Source organism: Halomonas sp. G15, from assembly GCF_021282295.1.
Classification (GTDB): domain Bacteria; phylum Pseudomonadota; class Gammaproteobacteria; order Pseudomonadales; family Halomonadaceae; genus Halomonas; species Halomonas alimentaria.
In genome coordinates this window covers 41185-60320 of record NZ_JAJSPA010000009.1, presented here as the reverse complement: position 1 = coordinate 60320, position 19136 = coordinate 41185, and the positions used below count along the sequence as shown (strand labels likewise).

The 19136-nt window shown below is 57.3% G+C and carries 19 protein-coding genes; 6 read left to right on the top strand and 13 right to left on the bottom strand.

The window, feature by feature from the left end; genetic code table 11:
• Window positions 1-103: 103 nt before the first annotated feature.
• Window positions 104-481, top strand: a complete 378-nt coding sequence (locus LWH48_RS06495) for a hypothetical protein (protein WP_232911930.1) — start codon at window positions 104-106, stop codon at window positions 479-481.
• A 258-nt stretch (window positions 482-739) separates the two neighbouring features.
• Here LWH48_RS06495 and LWH48_RS06490 read toward each other — a convergent pair whose 3' ends face one another.
• Window positions 740-880, bottom strand: a complete 141-nt coding sequence (locus tag LWH48_RS06490; RefSeq protein ID WP_232911929.1) for a hypothetical protein — start codon at window positions 878-880, stop codon at window positions 740-742.
• Here LWH48_RS06490 and LWH48_RS06485 point away from each other — a divergent pair.
• The 3 genes from LWH48_RS06485 to LWH48_RS06475 all read left to right on the top strand — a co-directional run bounded on the left by LWH48_RS06485 (window position 879) and on the right by LWH48_RS06475 (window position 2714).
• A complete protein-coding gene (locus LWH48_RS06485) occupies window positions 879-1664 on the top strand; it encodes a DUF4417 domain-containing protein (RefSeq protein WP_232911928.1) in 786 nt (261 codons plus the stop codon). The two genes, LWH48_RS06490 and LWH48_RS06485, sit on opposite strands and share 2 nt — an antisense overlap.
• 20 nt (window positions 1665-1684) lie before the next feature.
• On the top strand, window positions 1685-2026 hold the full coding sequence (locus tag LWH48_RS06480; RefSeq protein ID WP_232911927.1) for a YbjQ family protein: 342 nt from the start codon (window positions 1685-1687) through the stop codon (window positions 2024-2026).
• A gap of 181 nt (window positions 2027-2207) precedes the next feature.
• Window positions 2208-2714, top strand: coding sequence for a hypothetical protein (locus tag LWH48_RS06475; RefSeq protein ID WP_232911926.1), 507 nt, complete (start codon window positions 2208-2210; stop codon window positions 2712-2714).
• A gap of 349 nt (window positions 2715-3063) precedes the next feature.
• Here LWH48_RS06475 and dmpG read toward each other — a convergent pair whose 3' ends face one another.
• From dmpG to LWH48_RS06450, 5 genes are all read right to left on the bottom strand, one after another.
• A complete protein-coding gene (gene dmpG, locus LWH48_RS06470; protein ID WP_232911925.1) occupies window positions 3064-4083 on the bottom strand; it encodes a 4-hydroxy-2-oxovalerate aldolase in 1020 nt (339 codons plus the stop codon).
• Between the two features lie 16 nt (window positions 4084-4099).
• On the bottom strand, window positions 4100-4996 hold the full coding sequence (locus tag LWH48_RS06465; protein WP_133484225.1) for an acetaldehyde dehydrogenase (acetylating): 897 nt from the start codon (window positions 4994-4996) through the stop codon (window positions 4100-4102).
• Between the two features lie 51 nt (window positions 4997-5047).
• Window positions 5048-6328: a TRAP transporter large permease gene (locus LWH48_RS06460; protein ID WP_133484224.1), complete on the bottom strand. Its 1281-nt coding sequence runs from the start codon at window positions 6326-6328 to the stop codon at window positions 5048-5050.
• Complete coding sequence (locus LWH48_RS06455; protein WP_133484223.1) at window positions 6325-6816, bottom strand: TRAP transporter small permease; 492 nt, start codon at window positions 6814-6816, stop codon at window positions 6325-6327. The genes LWH48_RS06460 and LWH48_RS06455 overlap by 4 nt, the downstream gene beginning before the upstream one ends.
• Window positions 6817-6988: 172 nt before the next feature.
• Window positions 6989-7987 (bottom strand): TRAP transporter substrate-binding protein, encoded by a 999-nt coding sequence (locus LWH48_RS06450; protein ID WP_133484222.1) that lies wholly within the window; start codon window positions 7985-7987, stop codon window positions 6989-6991.
• Window positions 7988-8250: 263 nt separating this feature from the next.
• Here LWH48_RS06450 and LWH48_RS06445 point away from each other — a divergent pair, with 263 nt between their 5' ends.
• Window positions 8251-9681: an FAD-binding oxidoreductase gene (locus LWH48_RS06445; protein WP_133484221.1), complete on the top strand. Its 1431-nt coding sequence runs from the start codon at window positions 8251-8253 to the stop codon at window positions 9679-9681.
• Between the two features lie 18 nt (window positions 9682-9699).
• Here LWH48_RS06445 and LWH48_RS06440 read toward each other — a convergent pair whose 3' ends face one another.
• Window positions 9700-10515 (bottom strand): IclR family transcriptional regulator, encoded by an 816-nt coding sequence (locus LWH48_RS06440; protein WP_232911924.1) that lies wholly within the window; start codon window positions 10513-10515, stop codon window positions 9700-9702.
• 986 nt (window positions 10516-11501) lie between these two features.
• Between LWH48_RS06440 and LWH48_RS06435 the strand changes: the two genes are divergently transcribed.
• On the top strand, window positions 11502-12461 hold the full coding sequence (locus tag LWH48_RS06435; protein ID WP_232911923.1) for a hypothetical protein: 960 nt from the start codon (window positions 11502-11504) through the stop codon (window positions 12459-12461).
• 36 nt (window positions 12462-12497) lie between these two features.
• On the opposite strand, the gene LWH48_RS06430 is transcribed toward LWH48_RS06435, so the two are convergent.
• The 6 genes from LWH48_RS06430 to LWH48_RS06405 form a co-directional block, all read right to left on the bottom strand.
• On the bottom strand, window positions 12498-12929 hold the full coding sequence (locus LWH48_RS06430) for an acyl-CoA thioesterase (protein WP_232911922.1): 432 nt from the start codon (window positions 12927-12929) through the stop codon (window positions 12498-12500).
• Window positions 12930-12985: 56 nt separating this feature from the next.
• Window positions 12986-13930: a 3-hydroxyacyl-CoA dehydrogenase NAD-binding domain-containing protein gene (locus tag LWH48_RS06425; protein WP_232911921.1), complete on the bottom strand. Its 945-nt coding sequence runs from the start codon at window positions 13928-13930 to the stop codon at window positions 12986-12988.
• A 20-nt stretch (window positions 13931-13950) separates the two neighbouring features.
• Window positions 13951-15252: a GntP family permease gene (locus LWH48_RS06420; RefSeq protein WP_232911920.1), complete on the bottom strand. Its 1302-nt coding sequence runs from the start codon at window positions 15250-15252 to the stop codon at window positions 13951-13953.
• 121 nt (window positions 15253-15373) lie between these two features.
• Complete coding sequence (locus LWH48_RS06415; protein WP_232911919.1) at window positions 15374-16297, bottom strand: 3-keto-5-aminohexanoate cleavage protein; 924 nt, start codon at window positions 16295-16297, stop codon at window positions 15374-15376.
• Between the two features lie 37 nt (window positions 16298-16334).
• Window positions 16335-17069 carry an SDR family NAD(P)-dependent oxidoreductase gene (locus tag LWH48_RS06410; protein WP_232911918.1) on the bottom strand — a complete coding sequence of 245 codons (735 nt, stop codon included), beginning with the start codon at window positions 17067-17069 and terminating at the stop codon, window positions 16335-16337.
• A 59-nt stretch (window positions 17070-17128) separates the two neighbouring features.
• Window positions 17129-19060: an acyl CoA:acetate/3-ketoacid CoA transferase gene (locus LWH48_RS06405; protein ID WP_232911917.1), complete on the bottom strand. Its 1932-nt coding sequence runs from the start codon at window positions 19058-19060 to the stop codon at window positions 17129-17131.
• Window positions 19061-19136: the final 76 nt, after the last annotated feature.

The window sequence follows — 19136 nt, the reverse complement described above, 5'->3', positions numbered from 1 at the left end:
ATCAGGTCCTTGGGGAAAGGAAAGCAATCAGGAAGAACAGCGTATCTATTTGCCCCCTTTCTCATAAATTTTGAATTAGGATTATCCGTGCATTGGAGTTTCTATGAGCGAGATTGATTCAGTTCAAAAAAATAGAGTGGTAAATCTAAAGTTCCTACAGGGATTAAGCGCCCTAGACGGTGCTCCTACTTCAAAAAATTTCATTTCTCACCTAGCAAGCAAGAATGTTAATATTAGCCAAAAAGATTTAAGTGATATATATTGCAAGAATAAGACTTTTGATTTCTTTCTCGCTAAAAGTATTGAGCAGTCACTAGCTTTGCCGGATGGCTGGCTTAGTTATGATCAAACGTATTTCCTTAATATTTCTCCGAAAGATGTTTCCGCAATAAAGGTTTATTCTCAGCTTCCTGATGATATAAAAAAACATATTTCAGCCATTTTGTTTAGCCTGGCAAATTCCATCGGACTTGAGGATTAATCAATTGGAAGGTAAAGGGCCGTATATATTTTTTTCGATTCTGGTCATCTGGATAGTTGCGGCTAATATACCAGCATGCAATCCTCCAGGTGGAGGGGTGAGCACAGATCGCCAAGCAATACAGATTTGCGAAGATGTTTATAAAGGGAGCGATGATTATATCGGTTATAGCGAATGTGTTGAAAAAGCAAATCGATCACTAAAGAATATGCAATAGGTTTATTGTTCTTGCTTGGCATTAAGCTTGCTCTCCATGCATTATTTTATTGGATAAATTATGGGGTTAATGCTGGCAATTATTATATTTATAATAGTGTAATCGTGAGGAGCTTCATGAAATACATCAACAACAAAGGCGGCCGCGGCAACGACGCCAAGCCCAAGCAGTGAGGCGCCCATGCCTCGCTCCTTCACCCAGCCGCCGGCCTGGACCTGCAAGCCCGGCGGTTGGGACACCACCGGCACCCGCGAGGTATTCCCCAGCACCTCGCCGCTCGGCATCCCCGACCTGGTGCCGCAGGACTTCACGGCCCTGCCCAACGACCTCCGTCTCCAGCCCTACCGCACCAAGCGCGTCGATGAATCCCGCGACCTCTGCCACTTCTATCTCGACGACTATCGCTTCGAGACGACCTGGAACAAGCCCAACGCGGCACTAATCCACCTTCGCCGCTACTGGGCTGTGATGACGCCGGACTTCAGCCTCTACCCGCAGTGGCCCGCGGTCGTGAATCAATGGAACACCTACCGCAGCCGTTGGCTCGGCCGCTGGTGGCAGACCCAGGGGCTGCGCGTGATACCCACGGTGAACTGGGCGGACGAGCCGAGCCACGCTTACTGCTTCGATGGCATCCCGCCAGGCCAGATCGTCTCCATCAGCGTGCCGGATACCCGCCGGCCACACGTGGTGGAGCGGTACCGGGCCGGTGTCGATGCCATGTGCGAGCGGCTGGAGCCTCGGCTGGTGATCGTCTATGGCCGCTCGCCCGTGTCGATTGAGGCACCGACGCTTGAAATCGAGCCGGGGTGGCAGCGGTTGCGAAGCATCAGCCTCAGGCCGAAGGCGAAAAGCAGCGAAGCTGCTCAGATGGGGGAGGGATACCATCGTGCCTCCACAAGCCATGCTGGGCCACCCGTTCGCCATGGTGCTAGGTTGTCTTCGAGCCATCACTCTATGTCATGACGACCAGAAGGAGTCCTGCAATGTCGGATCGCGTGATCCTCACCACCTCCTCGCACCTCGAGGGCTATCGTGTCACCGAGCACATCGACATCGTCTCGGCGGAGTGTGTGTTCGGGATGAACGTCCTCAAGGACATGTTCGCCGGCTTCCGCGACTTCTTCGGTGGACGCAACAAGTCGTCACAGGACGCCTTGCGTGACGCAAGGGTAGCCTGTCTGGACGAGCTCCGTCGTGAAGCCGCAGAGATGGGCGCCAACGCGGCGATCGGAATCGACCTTGATTACAGTGAGATTTCCGGTGGCGGCAAGTCGATGCTCTTTCTGGTGGCCACCGGTACGGCCGTTAAGATAGCGAAGACATGATATACCTTCGCATTGCCGTGCTTAAGGTAGTCAATTCAATAATAAGGCGGCTTTTATGGAGTAGGGCCGGGCTCCCGTATGCTGTGACGGAATATATGATTGACCAGAGTGTTCCACTTGGCTAATGAGATGCCAACCTTTCAAAGGCGATTTTTATATGTTTTAATTTTCATGAGGTGTTTTGAAATTAAAAAGCAGTTTTTTGTTATTAAAAAATTATTTTGTTTATCCAGTGGAGGGTTGTATTTCTATGCATTTATTGGGGTTTGGTTATCCTGCAGTCTTGTTGTCGGCATTCATTATGTTGTCCTTTGTTGGTGTCGCAGAGTCAGAAGCTCAACAGGGTGGAGAGATTGTTGATCCTATTGATAAGTATATAGAAGATAGCGCGCCATGGATAGTTGAGATTGAGAGCCAGTGTCGTATATATGGTGAGAATTGGAGGGAAGAATGGGAGAAAGAGGATTGGGGTAATGAATATTCAACCTACCAGCTCCATAATATGGTTGTTAAACCATGGAATAAAATGTTGGTTAGTATAGCGGGAAACAGTTTTTTAAAGCTTTCTAGCGCGATAAGGGAGCTTCCTGAAAGTAGCGGAAAAGAAAAAGTCGTCGACGCCCTGGAGAGGGACGTTGTAAGTAAGTGTCAGTCCGTAAAGATGAAAGAGTATAATGAAAAAAGATGAAGGAGTTCGAAGCCGAGATTCAAAAAATAGTGGAATGATTAAAGCTGCTAACAGTAAGGTTGGCTGATTGCCAGTACTTCTCTGTTACGGCCCTCAAAGCGTTCCACCATGGCATCAACAATTCCGTGGTCGGGAAGTGTCTCGCCAGCACTATACTCCCCTAACACGAATATGGCAGCCAGACGGCTAGGTAAGCGTTAGCGTACCTGGCGAGAAATGGCTGCCATCGTCATGGTGGATGCGCCTTCGGCTTATCCGGCCTAAGTGCTATCTCGGCATGGGCTGGATCAAGGGAAATAGGGCCAGCCTCCTCGCCGTCTTAGCTAATGCAAAAGAATAGATAAAGTGGTCAGGTGCTTTGTTTCTGGCGCAAGAGGGACAGGGCAGTATCCTCGATCATATCTTCCTGGCCACCGATCATGCCTCGGCGCCCCATTTCGACGAGGATTTCGCGTGCCGGGACGCCGTATTTCTGCTCTGCACGTTTGGCGAATAACAGGAAGGATCCGTAGACCCCGGCATAGCCCAGGGTCAGGGCGTCGCGGTCTACGCGAATGGGAAAATCCATGATAGGCACGACCAGATCTTCCGCTACGTCTTGAATCTTGAAGACATCCACACCGGTATCTACGTTCATCAGGTCCAGCACGGCCACAAGCACTTCTAGCGGCGTATTGCCGGCACCGGCACCTAGGCCGGCGGCGGCAGCATCAATGCGGTCGGCGCCGGCTTGGATGGCCGCTACGCTATTGGCCACGCCCATGCCCAGATTGTGATGGCCGTGGAAGCCTAGCTCGGTATCCGGCGCAAGCACATCGCGCACGGCCCTCAGACGGTCTACCACCGAGTTTGGCAGCAAGTGGCCGGCTGAATCGGTGACATAAATGCAGTTGGCACCATAGCTTTCCATCAGTTTGGCTTGTTCAGCTAGGCCCTTTGGCTCGTTCATGTGGCTCATCATCAGAAAGCCGACGGTGTCCATACCCAGTTTACGGCCCAGCGAGATGTGCTGTTCGGCCACATCGGCTTCCGTGCAGTGGGTCGCCACACGGATGGTACTGACACCGATGTCGTGCGCCATCTTCAAATGATCAACGGTGCCAATACCTGGCAGCAGCAAGGCGGATACCTTGGCTTGTTTCATCAGAGGCACTACGGTGCTCAAATACTCTTCATCAGTATGCGCGGGGAAGCCGTAGTTTACAGAAGCACCACCCAGGCCATCACCGTGGGTGACTTCAATGAGGGGAACACCAGCGTCGTCTAGGCCTTGCGCAATGTCGCTCATTTGCGTAAGGGTGATCTGGTGGCGCTTGGGGTGCATGCCGTCGCGCAGTGTCATGTCGTGTAGAATGACGTTCTTGCTCATGAGGTTCTTCTCCCGTTCAGGCGGTCGCGATAGCTTGAAGCTGTTCGGCAAACATTTCGGCTGTCCGTGCTGCGGCAGCGGTCATGATGTCCAGGTTGCCAGAATACTTGGGTAGATAGTCGCCAAGTCCTTCCACCTCCAGGTACACAGACACGCGATTGCCGTCGAACACTGGGCCGTTGACCAGGCGATAGCCAGGCACATACTTCTGTACGTCGGTGATCATGGAGTGAATGGAGGCCGTGATTTTCTCCTGATCGGCCTCGCCCTCGGTCAGGCAGTGCACGGTATCGCGCATGATGAGGGGCGGCTCAGCGGGATTCAGGATGATAATGGCCTTGCCCTGCCTCGCACCACCAACCTGCTCAACCGCGTTGGCGGTGGTGCGGGTGAATTCGTCAATATTCTTGCGTGTGCCGGGGCCAGCTGATCGGGACGAGACCGTTGCTACGATTTCGGCATATTCAACCGGCTGAATGCGTGATACCGCATACACCATGGGGATCGTGGCCTGGCCGCCACAGGTGACCATATTGACGTTGTTGACCCCTCGCCCCAGTTGTTCTTTCAGATTGGCCGGCGGTACACAGAAAGGACCAATAGCCGCCGGTGTCAGATCGATCATCAGCACGCCCAGAGGCGTCAGCTTATCGGCGTTTTCTTTATGGACATAGGCGCTGGTGGCGTCAAAGACGATTTTGATGTCGTCTTCTTTGACGAAGGGCAGCAGGCCGTCCACACCTTGCGCTGTCGTTTTTATGCCTAATTTAGCGGCCCGCTTCAAGCCATCAGATTCGGGGTCTACCCCCACCATCCAGACGGGCTCCAGCAAGGGGCTGCGCATCAGCTTGGCCAACAAGTCGGTACCAATGTTGCCGGGGCCGATGATAGCTGTTTTGATTTTCTGTGCCATTTCTGACTCCTGATATGTGATTTTCAGAAAACATTGACGGGCGGTTGTATCTCACCCCATCAGTTTGACAAGCGCCAGGGATATCCACGGCACGTATGTCACCAAGGCCAACATGGCGAACATCGCCAAGATAAAAGGAATCGAACCAACGGATGCCTTTTCCAATGACGTGCCGGCAACACGAGCACCCACGAACAGATTTACCCCCACTGGCGGTGTTACCATTCCGATGGCTAGATTGAGGATCATCACAATGCCGAAGTGCACGGGGTCGATTCCGACCGCGACGACCACGGGAAGCAGAATTGGAACCAGAATAATAATTGCGGCCAACGTCTCCATGAACATACCAATGATCAACAGCAGTACGTTGATCATCATCAGTATGAGAATTGGGTTGTCGGTCAGATTGACGATAGACTCAGCAATCATGAAGGGAATGCGTTCAATCGCTAGCATGCGCCCAAAGATGGTGGCAGTGCCGACGATGACGATGACGGTGGAAGAGGTCAGTGCCGACCTGCTAATCACCTCGTAAAGGCTCTTTATCTTGATCTCTTTATGGACGAATACGCCTACTAAAAATCCATATATGACACCAATTGACGCGGCTTCTGTAGGTGTAAAGATGCCGCCATAGATTCCCCCTAGGATAATCACCGGTACCAGTAGTGCCCACTTTGCCTCCCATAGCGTAGCGAGCTTTTCCTTTGTGGTGTATCGGGTCTGGCTGCCGGTATAACCCGCTCTGCGGGCCTTGATATAGGCAGTAAGGATGAGCGCCAGACCAATCAGCAGGCCTGGCACCGCACCGGCAATGAACATCTCGGTAATAGATACGTTGGCCGATACCGCGTAGATGATCATGGGAATACTGGGTGGAATGATGATGCCCAAGCTACCCGCAGACGCGATGACGCCGACAGAGAAGCCTTTCTCATAGCCGGCCCGCGCCATGGCGGGTAGGAGCAGGCCACCAATCGCTGCCACCGTGGCAGGGCCAGATCCGGAGATAGCGGCAAAGAACATGCATGTTACTACGCCGATAACGGCCAGCCCGCCGGTATAACGCCCAAAAAAAACGTTGGCGACGTTCAACAATCGTCGAGACAGGCCACCTTCGCCCATCAGGTCACCCGCCAGAATAAAGAAGGGCACCGCCATAAGCGGGAAGGAGTCGATAGAGGTGACAAGCCCTTGGGCAATATAGGTGCTGCTGACCTTGCCGCTGAACAGTAAGGCAAAGGAGGATGCCAACCCTAGCGAGATGGCAATAGGGACACTGAAAAGTAAAAAAACTAGAAAGGAACCAAATAGCAAGAGGGTAATCACGATTTTACCTCACCGTGGCTGCGTCGGATCGTCTGGATCTCGAACACGATCCGCTGGATCAGGCGAACTATAACCAGGCCGAAACCCACCGTGGGTGCGAGGTAAATCCATCCCATGGGAATCCCAAGAGCAGATGATTTTTGTCCAAACGAGAGAATTTTCTGTGTCAGTGCATAGCCTTCTTTCATGACCAGTATGGCGAAAGCAATGAACAGAATGTGGGCGACTATAGCGGCATAGCGCTGGTAGAGAGCTGGCAGCTTAGTCACAGCGGCTTCCACACAGATATGAGCATTGCGTTTGACGCCGCTTGCGACCCCTATATACGTGGCCCAGATAAAGGCATATCGGGCCAGTTCTTCCGACCATGTCAGCGAGTCGTTCATGACATATCGCATGAATACCTGTGCACCGATCAATATCGACATCAAGGATAGAAGAAATACCATAAATATTTCTTCAAGATGTTTATCGAGAAACTTGAACATGTTGTGATGTCCGAGATTTAGCCAACGGCGAGACACTGTGTACGGTACAGTTTGCCGTGGAGTGTAGTGCCGACCTAGGTCTGCACTAACGCTCGCCGGGTGGGTGGTGCCTCGGCGAGCGTTAGTGCTTACGACTTAGTTCTTACGGTTATGGTAGCAGGCTGAAGGGGTCTTATTTTATTTCAGCCAGGATGTCATCAATGATCTCGTCGCCTACGCGCTCCCTTACCATGTCATAGATGGGGTCCATATGGCTGGCGAAGGCCTCAAGCTCTTCAGGAGACAATTCAGTGATTGTGACATCGGACATGGCGGCAATGGCTGCTTCATCGGCCTGCTGCGCCAAGTTACGCTGATACGTTATCGATTTGGCGACGGCTTCTTCCAAGATCACCCTGTCTTCGTCGCTCAGACTGTTGTAAATATTGGGATTGATAAGTATGGGCCACGGTGAGTAGACGTGGTTGGTTTTGGTGATGTGCTTCTGAACCTCGTTGAAGCGCATGTCGTAGAACAGGTTGATGGGCCCTTCCTGTGCGTCGAAGGTGCCCTGCTGTAGGGCCGTGAACAGTTCACCAAAGGCCAGCGGGGCCGGATTGGCGCCGACATTGCGCCAGGCTTCAAGGTGCACAGCGTTTTCCATGGTGCGCATACGCATCCCCTCAAGGTCTTCGGGCGAGCGGATGTCCTGCTTGCTGTTGGTCAGCTGCCGAAACCCATTTTCCCAGTAGCCAAGACCTTTGATCCCCACTTGCTCGAGGCTGGTCAGCAGGTTTTGTCCAATCTCACCGTCCAGCACCCGGTATACGTCATCCCGGTCCTTGAACATGAATGGAATGTCCAGGGCAAAGAACTGCGGGTTGAAGTTGCCCAGCACGGCCGACGAGACAAATGTCATGTCGACGTTGCCTAGCTGGATGCTCTCAACCAGCTCACGTTCGCTGCCGAGTTGTGAACTGGGGTAGATTTCAAGGCTGATGCGGCCATCGGTATTGTCAGCCAGTTCCTGAGCCAAGAATTCAAATGCCTTGTGGCCAGTATTGCTGGTGGAAGCCGCATGGCCTGCCTTGAGAACCATTTCCTGAGCAAGGGTGGGGCCAGAAATAACGGCGCAGAGGCCAGCAGCTAGGGCTGCGGAACGGAAAAACCGCTTGGGAAGGGTGCCTGTCATTGTGTTGTCTCCACATGGATATACTTGCCGCAATCGAACACTGCGGCTCGTGTCCTGCTGAATTCGTGACCAAACCAAGCCGATTCCAGCGATTGGCCACCAAGTGGGGGCAGCGCTGTAACCTGTTTCGGAGTCTAGTTTCGTGATACCGTTTTTGCAAGGATTGAATGCCGATCTCATAATATGAGAATTGCTATGCCAATTGAGCCTGAGATCAAGGCATCACCAAGAGCTATATAACGACGACGTAAGGACCCTTTGCCATGACCGATTTTCCGTCCTCCGATCTGGACACCCCAAATGCGGCCGCCGTGGCCGTGCTGGCCGCACTGCAATCCGCACTGGGGGAGAGCGAGGTGCTGGTGGGCGCAGCGATCAGCGACAAGTATCTTCGGGATTGGAGCGGCAAGCGCGGTGAGATGCCGCTGGCGTTCTTGCGGCCCCGCGCCACGGAAGACGTTGCCAAGGCGCTGGCGGTCTGTCATACCCACCAATGGCCGGTGGTGCCGCAGGGAGGGCTGACGGGACTTGCGGGCGGTGCCGTGCCTTCAGCCGGTGCGGTGGTGATCTCGCTTGAGAGGATGAGTGGTGTCGAAGAAGTCGATCACGCGTCGGCCACCATCACCGTGTTGGCTGGCACACCATTGCAGGTCGCACAGGAAGCTGCTCAGGAGGCGGGGTTTTTGCTGGCACTGGACCTGGGTGCGCGGGGCTCTTGCCAGGTGGGGGGCAACATCGCGACGAATGCAGGCGGCAATCGGGTGATTCGCTATGGCATGGCGCGCGACCTAGTGTTGGGGCTTGAAGTGGTTCTGGCGGATGGCACCGTTTTGCCCATGATGAACAAGATGGTGAAGAATAATGCTGGGCCAGACCTTAAGGGCTTTTTCATCGGTACTGAAGGCACCATGGGGGTTATTACACGCGCCGTGCTGCGCTTGCATGCGGGGGTCACAGGCGCCAACACTGCACTGATTGCACTGCCGGATTTTAATTCGGTTGTATTACTGCTGCGCTATGCTCAGCAAAGGTTATCGGGACTGGTGAGCGCCTATGAAGTGATGTGGAACGATTACTACCGTTCGGCTACCACGGCGGGCGGCATTCGTGCGCCGCTGGATGATGATTACCCCCTGTACGTGCTGATGGATATGCAGTCAGCCGAGCCTGCAGGCAACGCGGATCGCTTCGATGCTGTGCTTGAGCATGCGCTGGAGCAGGGATGGGTGCTGGATGCTGCCGTGGCGCAATCTCAGTCCGATGCGGACGACTTCTGGGCGCTACGCGATTCGGTCGCTGAGATGCTCGATTCCTACGCGCCGACCCTCAATTTCGACATTTCCTTCCCCATTTCTCAAATTGGAGTGTGCGTTGAGCGCCTGCGCCAGATTATGGACGAGATGTTCCCCGATATTCATGCCATGTACTTTGGTCACGTGGGCGATGGTAACCTGCATGTTGTTGTTGGGCCGCTGCCAGACGATCGTCAGCAGACCCAGCGTGAAATGGAAGAGGCTTTCTATGGCGTCACTCGCGAACTGGGCGGTTCCGTTTCCGCAGAACATGGCATCGGCACCCACAAGAAACCCTACTTGGGTCATAGCCGAAGTCAGGCCGAAGTTGATCTGATCAAACGGATGAAGTGTGCTCTTGACCCGAAGGGTATATTAAATCCCGGAAAAATCGTTGATTGAGTAGAGGTGCTGGCGGCGTTAGGAGATGGTGGCGCCGAGTTCAGCGCTGATCTGCCTGGCGCTATCTAGCACGGCCGTCTCCAGTTGCTCCATGCGTGCCGTGCTCATATGCTCAAGCGTGCTGGAGACACTGATGGCGGCAATGATATGGCCGCTGCTGTCGCGAATCGGCGCGGCAACGCAGCGAATAGACTGCTCATCTTCGCCTAGGTCGTAGGCGCAACCTTTGCTGGCATAGTCCCGCATGGTGAGAAGCCACTGTTGTAGCGTGCCAGGTTCACGCAGCAGGTGGGCATTGCGCTCGTACAAAAGGCGCCATGTGTCTTCGTCGGCGTCTAGCATTAGCGCTTTGCCGATGCCTGTCGAGATAAGCGGCTTTATACCGCCAACGCGCGAACTGATTTCAACGGCGCGCCGGCTTGAGAGCTTATCAAGATAAATCACGTGATCCTTTTCGGCATAGCCAAAGTGAACGGTATCAGAGGTGTCTTTTGCCAGCTTCTCTAGGATGGGGTGAGCCAGGCGAACCAGATCAATCTGCGAATAGGCAAGGGAGCCGAGCTCCAGCAATTTTCGACCAAGGCGGTAGCCACGTACAGGGTCGCGGGTGATGTAGTGGCGTGCTTGGAGAGCCGAAAGAATGCGATGCGCTGTGCTGTAGGTCATGCCGGTTGTGGCGGCAAGCTCGGCAATGTCATTGACTCCTTCGGAGACGGCTTCGATGATGTCCAAGCCACGCATAAGAGTCTGGCTGGGAAGGGGTTTTCCAGCCTTTCCTGCTTTTTGTGAAGCGGAAGCAGACTTCTCGGGGGGTTGTTTGTCTTGCACATTCACCACTCATTCAAGCGTCTACTGGCGTGTGTAGAGGATGTCGTTTTCTTCCCAAGGGAAATGGCTCTTGATGATAGACAAGTGTGCGGGTCGGCGCAATAACCAAGCCTGTCACTGCTAGCTGTACCGGAAGACTTTGACCCGCAGTCGAGGAAGTTGAGGGCTTATGAAAACTGCAACACAGTAATGAACGACCCGCTGTGAACAATTGCCATTGCCGTTGCTGACTTTGTCCGTCTCTCCAGAGCCATGCTGCTGGATCAGCATAACTTGGCCTTGGCAGTGGATATTTTGGCTGAGCGAATGGCGCTAGCCAATAGATGTCTAATCCCGTGTGATTGCCCCCCGTTTGGTAAAGAACTCGGCCGCTTGGCCTTCTACGCCAAGCCCCACCTGACTCGGCCTGTCCGGCATGTCGCTGGCCTTTTTGTTCTACTGGACCTAGGCCCCTTCAGAGCCGCTCGCGCCGCCCTTGGGGCTCACCGCGCCCAACCCCCCGGCCCGGTTCGCCCCGGGCGGCACGTCGCTGGTGCCGTGCATGTAGAGACTCCGCCCCGTAGACCGCTCGCGGCCGCTCCGGCGCCTGCTCGCCCAACCCCCGGCCAGCAGGACGCCTCGCGGCCACGTCGCTGCCTGACAGTCATCTTCGCCGCTCGCGCCGGCAGTGCCAGCGCCACGCCAACCCCCGCCTGGCGCCTGGACTGCCGGCACGTCGCTGGTGGGTTGCCCATCGAGAGTTGGGGCCCGTCGCCCGCTTGCGGCCTCGGTCGTGGCGGTTCGCCCAACCCCCGGCCAACCGCTCACGCCCGCGGCCACGGCGCTGCTGTCGTGCACAGGGTCGCGCTTCGCGCCACCCTCCAGTCCCCGACGCATGCATCAGCCTCTTGTCTGTGGCCCGCCCCCGGCTGACGCCGGCGGCTGCGGCGGTGCCCACCGCCGCCATCGCTGATGTACCCTGACGACATCGCTTCTGCCACGCCGAGCCACTCATGAGCCAGTCCACCTATCGCCACTACCCCAGCTTCACCCGCCGCTATGTGCGCTCGGTGATGAAGATGATGGGCTTGCCCAAGAAGCCCAAGGTCGAGGCCGAGGTCTTCGCCAGCATGCTGCAGGATCAGGAACTCGCGCTCTCCATCAATGGCGAGGTGCTGATGCTCGAGTGGCACCATGCCCGCGAGGGCAGGGTGGTGGTGCCGGAGCCGACTCTGTCTCAGTGGCTGCAGACGGTGAAGCTCAGCCAGGTGCAGGGCGATGCCTGGTCATGGCCCTGGGAGTTCTGCACCCTCTCGTTCCCGACGAGCCAGACCTTCCATGGCCATCCGGTGGACGGTGCCCTCGTCACCTGGGTGGACTCCACCACGCTGCCCGGCCGCTACGAGATCTTCCTTGGCGCCCATGGCAATCCCAACGGCGTCGACATGCTCGGCATCGGCGAGCCGTGGCTGATGGTGGCGATCCACAACCCGCTGGACACCCAGCCGAGCGTCAACCCGACCATGCTTCGCGGCGCCTTCTCGCCGCAGCAGATCAGCGACTTCATCAACCGCGAGGCGATCGAGCATGCCGGCGGTCGCGCCGCGCCGCTGGCGGACGAGGAGGGCATGATCCTGCGCGAGGTGGTGCGTTACGTGCTCTCCTTGGGCATGTACCTTTCTGCCTACCCGGAGGCGCAGTCGAGCGGCGTGCCGACCTGGATGAAGAACAAACACCCCGAGGGGAAGAAGGGCGTGCCTTTCGCGCATATCGGCTACGACCGCGAGGATCGCGAGCTCAAGCTGGCCATGACCGCCCCACGCTCGGTATCGCCCTACTGGCGGCAGCTGCGTGACGAACGCTTCTACCGCGGCAAGTGGGCCGACCGCCGACGCGGCAGCCGCTACGTGCTGGTCAGTGGCTACGAGGTGGCGTCAGGGAAGACAGTAGGGGTGGAATATTTAGAGAAATGAGCAAAATTCTGAGAACCCTTGTCGCGCCTGTTATCGTCAGACTATGAATCGCTGTATCCGGTCGCGGACTTGGTCTGAGAAGGGGAGAGGGCGCAGGGTTTCAAGGGAGGCGTTGACTGCCACAAGCTCCGCACGGACCCTGGCTTCTTCATCGCAACTGCCTTCGATCTGAAGCGTGACCGAGGTTCGGCCGACAGACTTTACGGACAGCGTCATGCGAATGATTTCTCCGATTCGACTCGGCGCTAGGAACTCGCAGGATACCTTCGCCAGAGGGGTGCTGACACGGTCCTTTGTTATTTGCTCTACGAAGCTGGTATCGAGTCCGAAGGTGTACCAGTCTTCGATCACTTCGTTGAAGAGCACGAAGTACTGAGGAAAGAAGACGATCCCGGCGGGATCGCAGTGGTGGAACCGAATTTGCTTTTCGGCGATAAAAGGTATGGGTGTTTCGTCTCCGACAGGCATCTTTGATTTCCCTTCTGTTGAAAAGGCCAGCGATGTGCTGGCCCGGAACCGGACTTTCACTCTGGGAGCCCGGCGTTCTTTTTAATCTCAAGGAACTCGAGCACGGCCTTGTCCCGCGCGGAGCCGAGTTCTGCGGCGCCCGACTTTCCTAGTGTCTCTTCGGTCCCTTGCACGACCTTGGCGACGAGTTCAGGTGTCATTCGCGGCGTGCCGAGGTCGTCCCACCAGCTCTCGATGGCGGGGCCTAAATGTTCGAGCACATGAGCAATGCCGCCCTCGCCTCCGGAGAGATGGAGATTCAGGAACGGGCCCAATAGCGCCCAGCGGAGCCCCGGTCCATGCGCGATCGCGGCGTCAATGTCGGCTACCGTCGCCGCACCTTGGTCGACCAGGTGAAAGGCTTCGCGCCAGAGCGCCGCTTGTAGTCGGTCCGCCACATGGCCCTTGATTTCCTTGCGCAGACGGATCGGGCGTTTGCCGATGGCGGCGTAGAAGGCCACTGCGTCGGCAACTGCGGCGTCGGAGGTCGAGGCGCCGCCGACCACCTCGACCAGCGGGATCAGGTGGGCCGGGTTGAAAGGATGCCCGAGCACGACCCGTTCGGGATGACGACAGGACGACTGAATCTCGCTCATCGGCAAACCCGACGAGCTGGAAGCGAGGATCGTCTCCGGCGGCAGGACGGCGTCGAGACGTCGAAAGATGTCGATCTTGATGTCGATCCGCTCGGGTCCGTTCTCCTGCACGAAATACGCGCCTTCGACCGCAGCTTCGAGGTCGGCATCGAACGTCAGCCGATCCTGGCGCGCGCCGGGTGAGAGGCCGAGCCGTTCGAGGGCGGGCCAGTGCTGGGCTATGGTGGCGCGCAAGCGGTCTTCGGCGCCGGGGGAAGGGTCGGTCGCGCGCACATCGAGGCCTCGGGCGAGAAAGAGGGCGGCCCAGCTTGCGCCGATGACGCCGGTTCCAACGACTGCGACTGATCGGATTGGTTTTGTTGGCATTGGTAGTCTCCTCAATGAGGTCAGTAGAGAATGATCGCTGCGGCGATCGCGAAGGCGAGAGCGATGATCGGAGCAACGACGGCCAAGAAGAAGATAGGCCTGTATCCCTCGCGATGGCTCAAGCCCATTACCATCAGCATCGTTACTACTGCACCGCTGTGTGGAAGAGCATCGAGGCCGCCTGAGCTGATCGTCGCAATCCTGTGAAGTGCTTCGGCGTTGACGAGAGGCAGATACTGCGTCGCGAGTGCATCCAACGCGATGCCGAGACCGCCCGATGCTGAGCCCGTGATTCCGACGAGGACGTTTACGGCGACTGCGAACGAGATGAGGGGGTGCCCGGGTATGTCGAGCAGGGCGACCTTCATCAGGGTGAAGCCCGCCACTGCCGTCACGACACCGCCAAAACCAACCACCGCACTCGTGTTGAGGATCGGCGAGGCCACGTTCATCGCGCCTTGATTGAAAGTCTTGAGGGGCTGCTCAAGATACTTGTAGAACAGTGCACCGGCTGCCACGATTGCCGAGGCGAGAGAGAGTTCGACGCTGAACTTAAATACGTTGAGCAGGATGAGCAGAATGGCGAGTGGTACGACGCTCATGACAAAGCCAGGGAACTCGGTGCGGGTGTCCTCCTGTGAGATTAGGCTGCCTTTGGTCGCCTCATAGCCGAGGCCGCGCGCCTGGTAACGCTTGTCCTCGCGGACCAGCCACCAGAGGCCGAAGGGGATAACGAAGAGGGTCGCAACGAGACCTGGAATTGCGCCAGCCATCGGGTCAGTATCGAGATAGGGAATCGGTATCAGGTTCTGTATTTGTGGCGAGCCGGGCAGCATGGTCATCGTGAACGTGCCCATGCCGAGAACAAAGGCTCCGGTGAAGAGCGGCCAGGCCATGTCGATGCGCTTGAATATCGGCCGTGCGATCGGAATGACGGCGAAAATCACCACGAAAAGGCTGACCCCACCATAGGTTAGCAGGGCTGTCATGGTGACGATGGCAACGATGACCGCGAGTCGGCTCCTCTCACCGGTGACACGGAGGATTCCGCGGCCCACGCTCGTTGCCGCGCCGCTGTCCGCCATCAGCTGGCCAAAGATAGAGCCGAAGAGAAAGATCAGAAAGAACCGTGCGACGAAGTTGGCGAAGGCGGGCATGTAGTTGTCGCGAAGGGCCTCTACTATGTCGATCGAGCCGGAGATTGCCACCAGGGCGGCCAGGACCGGCGTCATCAGCAGAAGGCTGTAGCCCCGAAGGGCGAGGTAGATCAGCAGACCGAGGGCCAGCACAATGCCGCCCAGGCTCAGTAGCTCGTTTCCCATGACAGTATCCATCCTTACGAGGATTACGGGAGCATGAATGCACCCTGCGCCCCGAGACTGGATCGGGGCGTGACGTTGTAATTTTAGAAGCACGGTCCCGGCCGGATCCGGGACCGGGAAGTTACGCCAGTGCGAAGTCCGGCTGAACCGCTACGTTCTTAAGCGGCAACCCGAGTATCTGGCGCGCCTCGGCGGGGGTCGCGGGTTCGTAGCCCATCTCCCGGACGAGACGGACCACCCGCTCGATCAGCATCTGGTTGGTGGCGAGTTCGCCCTGGCGGTAGTAGAGGTTATCCTCGAGCCCGGTGCGGACATGGCCGCCGAGCAGCAGCGAGTTGACCGCAGTGGGCGTCTGCGCGGGGCCGATACCACTGGCGCCGAAGATGCAGTCCTCGGGTAGACAGTCGACCATGAACTGAAGGTTCCTTGGCGAGTACGGCATCGCGTTCTGGAAGCCCTTGTGAACGCCCATGACGAGGTTGACATAAGTCGGCGTCTCGTCGAATCCTTCCTTCAGCAGAGTGGCGAGGTCCTGCACGATGTGCGTCGGGCTGAATACCTCCCATTCGGGCTTGATGCCCCGCTCACGCATCATCTCGGCCAGCCGTCGGCTGCGCGAGGGAGAGGTATTCATCATCAGCTCCTTGCCCTCGAAGCTCGCGATGATGGTGGTGGCGTCGAGCGTGCACATCTCGGCACCTGCCTCCATGCCCTTCAGCCGCTCTTCCCAGAGGATCTCCCATTGGCCGTCCGAGGCCTCGCCGATCATGTCACCGTGTACGCCACCGCCGGTCGAGTTATTAATCACGATGTCGCATTTAGCCCGCACACGTTCGTTGATGTCGCGATAGACGTTGGGATCGCAGGTGGCGAGACCATCCGAGGCGCGGCGGGCATGAATAGCGACGACACTTGCTCCTGCGTTGTAGCAATCGTAGGTGTCGCGGGCAATTTCCTCGGGTGTGATCGGCAGATTCGGGTTCTGTGCCTGGGTCGCCATACCGCCGGTGGGTGCGATGGTGACGATGACTTTCTTCGTGCTCATGGAGTTCTCCATTTGGTTGTAATTGTGGTGCGGCGATTCACTCGAACCCGCCGTCGATGCTGATGAATTCGGACGTGATGGAGCGGGCCGCGTCGGAGCCTAGGTAGACGACCAGCGAAGCGATCTCCTCGGGCTCGACAAACCGGCCGTCGGCGTGGCGCTTGAGATAGGTGGCCTGCGCGTCCTCGATGCTCATGTCGTTCGCTTCGGCAAACTTGGCGATGACATCGTCGATCCGCGCGCCGCGAACGGTACCTGGCAGGACGGCGTTGACGCGGATGCCGTCGTGGCCGACCTCGCGGGCAAGCGAAGCGGTGAGACCTAGTACCGCGCGCTTCGACGCGGCGTAAGCGGCACGGTTGGGATAGCCGATCTTGGCTGCGACCGAAGAGATATTGACGATGCTGCCGCCAGTGGACTTCATAAGGCGCACCATCTCGCGGCAGACGATGAAGGTGGCGGTCACATTAATCGCAAAGACCTTGTTCCAGTCGCTGGTGGCGAGCTCGGCGATGGGGGTGGTTGGACCTGAAATGCCGGCGTTGTTGACAAGCAGGTCCACGCGGCCAACCTTCTCGATCATTTCGACGACCTGCGCTTCGTCGCCTAGGTCGCAGGCAATGAAGGTCAAGCCGTTCTCGGCGGCGAGCTTCTCGCCCGTCTCGATGTCGATGTCTGAGATGGTGACATCGTAGCCGTCGGCCTTAGCCTTGAGAGCGATAGCGGCGCCGATGCCACCGGCGCCCGCCGTGATGAGTGCTCTTTTCAACATGTTATTCTCCTATCATGCGCTGTAATGAAGGTTGTTATTCGGGAGTTTTTCCGCTGAACCTACTCGGAAACAGCTTCGTGAAAGGCCTGCGCCTCTCGCCGCGTCTCGAAGAGGTGTGGCTGCACCTCGCGGGTGAGTACTTGCCCTAACTTGAGACGCATGAAGGCACTGGTGGTGTAGCGGGATACGCGTGCATAGTGAGTACGCTCGAGCTCGGCAGTGGTGCGGGCGAAGTCGGCTTCTAGCTCCGGCGCGAGCTCGAATGAGTCATAGCTCACTATGACGTCGACGCGATGCCCGATCCTGTCGCATTTCGTCTCAACGGCGGCACGCAACTCGTCCAGGTCTGATTCGTTTGCAATTTTCAGCCCCTCAAAGTTGAGAAACAGAATATTGCGCGCCGGATCGTGAACGATCCGGTCTGGGAGCGGCAGCTCCAGAAGCAGCTCACGCAGGCTCATCGGCTTGTCGCGGAAGATGCGAGCGTCCATTTCCTGAACGTCTCTCACGATCGGGCGAAACGGCATCTTGGCGAGGATGTCACGCTCGACATCGATGCCGGGTGCGACCTCAATGAGCTCGAGGCCCTCGTCCGTCAGCTCCAGGACGCAACGCTCGGTGACGTAGATGACGGGTTGTCCTGTCTTCTGAGCGACCTCGCCACTGAAGGTCACCTGGCTGACGCTGTCGCGGAACTTGCAGGTGCCATCGTCATTCGTCAGGCGCAACGTCCCGTCGCCAGTCTCGAAACCGAGCTTGCCGGTCGAGAAGGTGCCCGAATAGACCACACGACGCGCGTTCTGGGTGATGTTGATGAAGCCGCCAGTGCCGGCGATCTTATCGCCGAAGCGGCTGACGTTGACGTTGCCCTTGGCGTCCGTTTCGGCCATGCCGAGGAACGCGAGATCCAGGCCACCGCCGTCGTAGAAGTCGAACTGCTGATTCTGAGCGATGATGGCATCGACGTTGAGCGCCGCTCCGAAATCCATCCCCGAGAGCGGGATACCTCCGATCACCCCGGCCTCGGTGGTCAGCGTGATGAGTTCGTCCACCCTTTCCTCGGCCGCAATACCGGCGATGCCCTCGGGCATACCGATGCCTAGGTTGACAATGGCTCCTGGGCGAAGCTCCATCGCGCAGCGCCGGGCGATGATCTTGCGGACGTCGAGCGGCGTCGGCTTGTAGGAGCCGATCGGTACACTTACCTCGCCGCTGAAGGCGGCATCGTAGACGGTACCGTAAGTTTGGTGATGGTTTTCTGGCTCTGCGACGACGACGCAGTCGACGAGCGCACCGGGGATTAACACGTCGCGCGGCTTGATCGACTTCGACTTCACGATCCTCTCGACTTGGACGATGACGATACCGCCCGAATTCTTGACCGCCATCGCCTGCGACAGGGCGTCGAGGTCGAGGCATTCCCGTTCAGTCGAGATGTTTCCTTCGGGGTCGGCAGACGTCGCTCGGATAAGCGCGACATTGAGGGGGATCGACTTGTAATAGAGCCAGTCCCGGCCATCGACCTCCATCACCCGTACCAGATCCTCGGTCGTGCGCTTGTTCAGCTTACCGCCTTCGAGCCTCGGATCGACGAAAGTGCCGATGCCGACGTGGCTGAGCATCCCGGGCTTTCCGGCCGCGGTATCCCGGTAGAGATGGGCAATGGCGCCGATCGGCAAGTTGTAGGCCTCGATCTTCTCGTCTACCGCCAGCTTGACCATCTTGGGCATGAGGCCCCAGTGGCCGCCGATGACCCGCTTGAGCAGCCCCTCGTAAGCGATGATGTTGAGGCCTCGGTCTCCTCCGTCGCCTTGGCCGGCCGCGTAGACTAGCGTCAGGTCGCGCGGGGCCGAGCTTTCCTCAAAGCGCTTCTCCAGCGCCTTCAGCAGATGGTCGGGCGTTCCAACCCCAACGAAGCCGGACGTGCAGATGGAATCGCCGTTACGGATGATCGAAATGGCTTCGGCTGCGGATGTGATCTTGTTTCGCATTGGCTTCTCTCTAGTCACGCTCCCCTGCAAGCTCGCCATGCCGGCTGCCTAATTGCAGAAAAGTCTTTTTAGCTTG

Excerpts from the sequence above, each read along its gene's own strand:
- LWH48_RS06495 (WP_232911930.1), top strand. The coding sequence starts at position 104 with ATGAGCGAGATTGATTCAGTTCAAAAAAATAGAGTGGTAAATCTAAAG.
- LWH48_RS06485 (WP_232911928.1), top strand. The coding sequence starts at position 879 with ATGCCTCGCTCCTTCACCCAGCCGCCGGCCTGGACCTGCAAGCCCGGC.
- LWH48_RS06490 (WP_232911929.1), bottom strand. The coding sequence starts at position 880 with ATGGGCGCCTCACTGCTTGGGCTTGGCGTCGTTGCCGCGGCCGCCTTT.
- LWH48_RS06480 (WP_232911927.1), top strand. The coding sequence starts at position 1,685 with ATGTCGGATCGCGTGATCCTCACCACCTCCTCGCACCTCGAGGGCTAT.
- dmpG (WP_232911925.1), bottom strand. The coding sequence starts at position 4,083 with ATGAGCAAGAACGTCATTCTACACGACATGACACTGCGCGACGGCATG.
- LWH48_RS06465 (WP_133484225.1), bottom strand. The coding sequence starts at position 4,996 with ATGGCACAGAAAATCAAAACAGCTATCATCGGCCCCGGCAACATTGGT.
- LWH48_RS06455 (WP_133484223.1), bottom strand. The coding sequence starts at position 6,816 with ATGTTCAAGTTTCTCGATAAACATCTTGAAGAAATATTTATGGTATTT.
- LWH48_RS06450 (WP_133484222.1), bottom strand. The coding sequence starts at position 7,987 with ATGACAGGCACCCTTCCCAAGCGGTTTTTCCGTTCCGCAGCCCTAGCT.
- LWH48_RS06445 (WP_133484221.1), top strand. The coding sequence starts at position 8,251 with ATGACCGATTTTCCGTCCTCCGATCTGGACACCCCAAATGCGGCCGCC.
- LWH48_RS06435 (WP_232911923.1), top strand. The coding sequence starts at position 11,502 with ATGAGCCAGTCCACCTATCGCCACTACCCCAGCTTCACCCGCCGCTAT.
- LWH48_RS06430 (WP_232911922.1), bottom strand. The coding sequence starts at position 12,929 with ATGCCTGTCGGAGACGAAACACCCATACCTTTTATCGCCGAAAAGCAA.
- LWH48_RS06425 (WP_232911921.1), bottom strand. The coding sequence starts at position 13,930 with ATGCCAACAAAACCAATCCGATCAGTCGCAGTCGTTGGAACCGGCGTC.
- LWH48_RS06420 (WP_232911920.1), bottom strand. The coding sequence starts at position 15,252 with ATGGGAAACGAGCTACTGAGCCTGGGCGGCATTGTGCTGGCCCTCGGT.
- LWH48_RS06415 (WP_232911919.1), bottom strand. The coding sequence starts at position 16,297 with ATGAGCACGAAGAAAGTCATCGTCACCATCGCACCCACCGGCGGTATG.
- LWH48_RS06410 (WP_232911918.1), bottom strand. The coding sequence starts at position 17,069 with ATGTTGAAAAGAGCACTCATCACGGCGGGCGCCGGTGGCATCGGCGCC.
- LWH48_RS06405 (WP_232911917.1), bottom strand. The coding sequence starts at position 19,060 with ATGCGAAACAAGATCACATCCGCAGCCGAAGCCATTTCGATCATCCGT.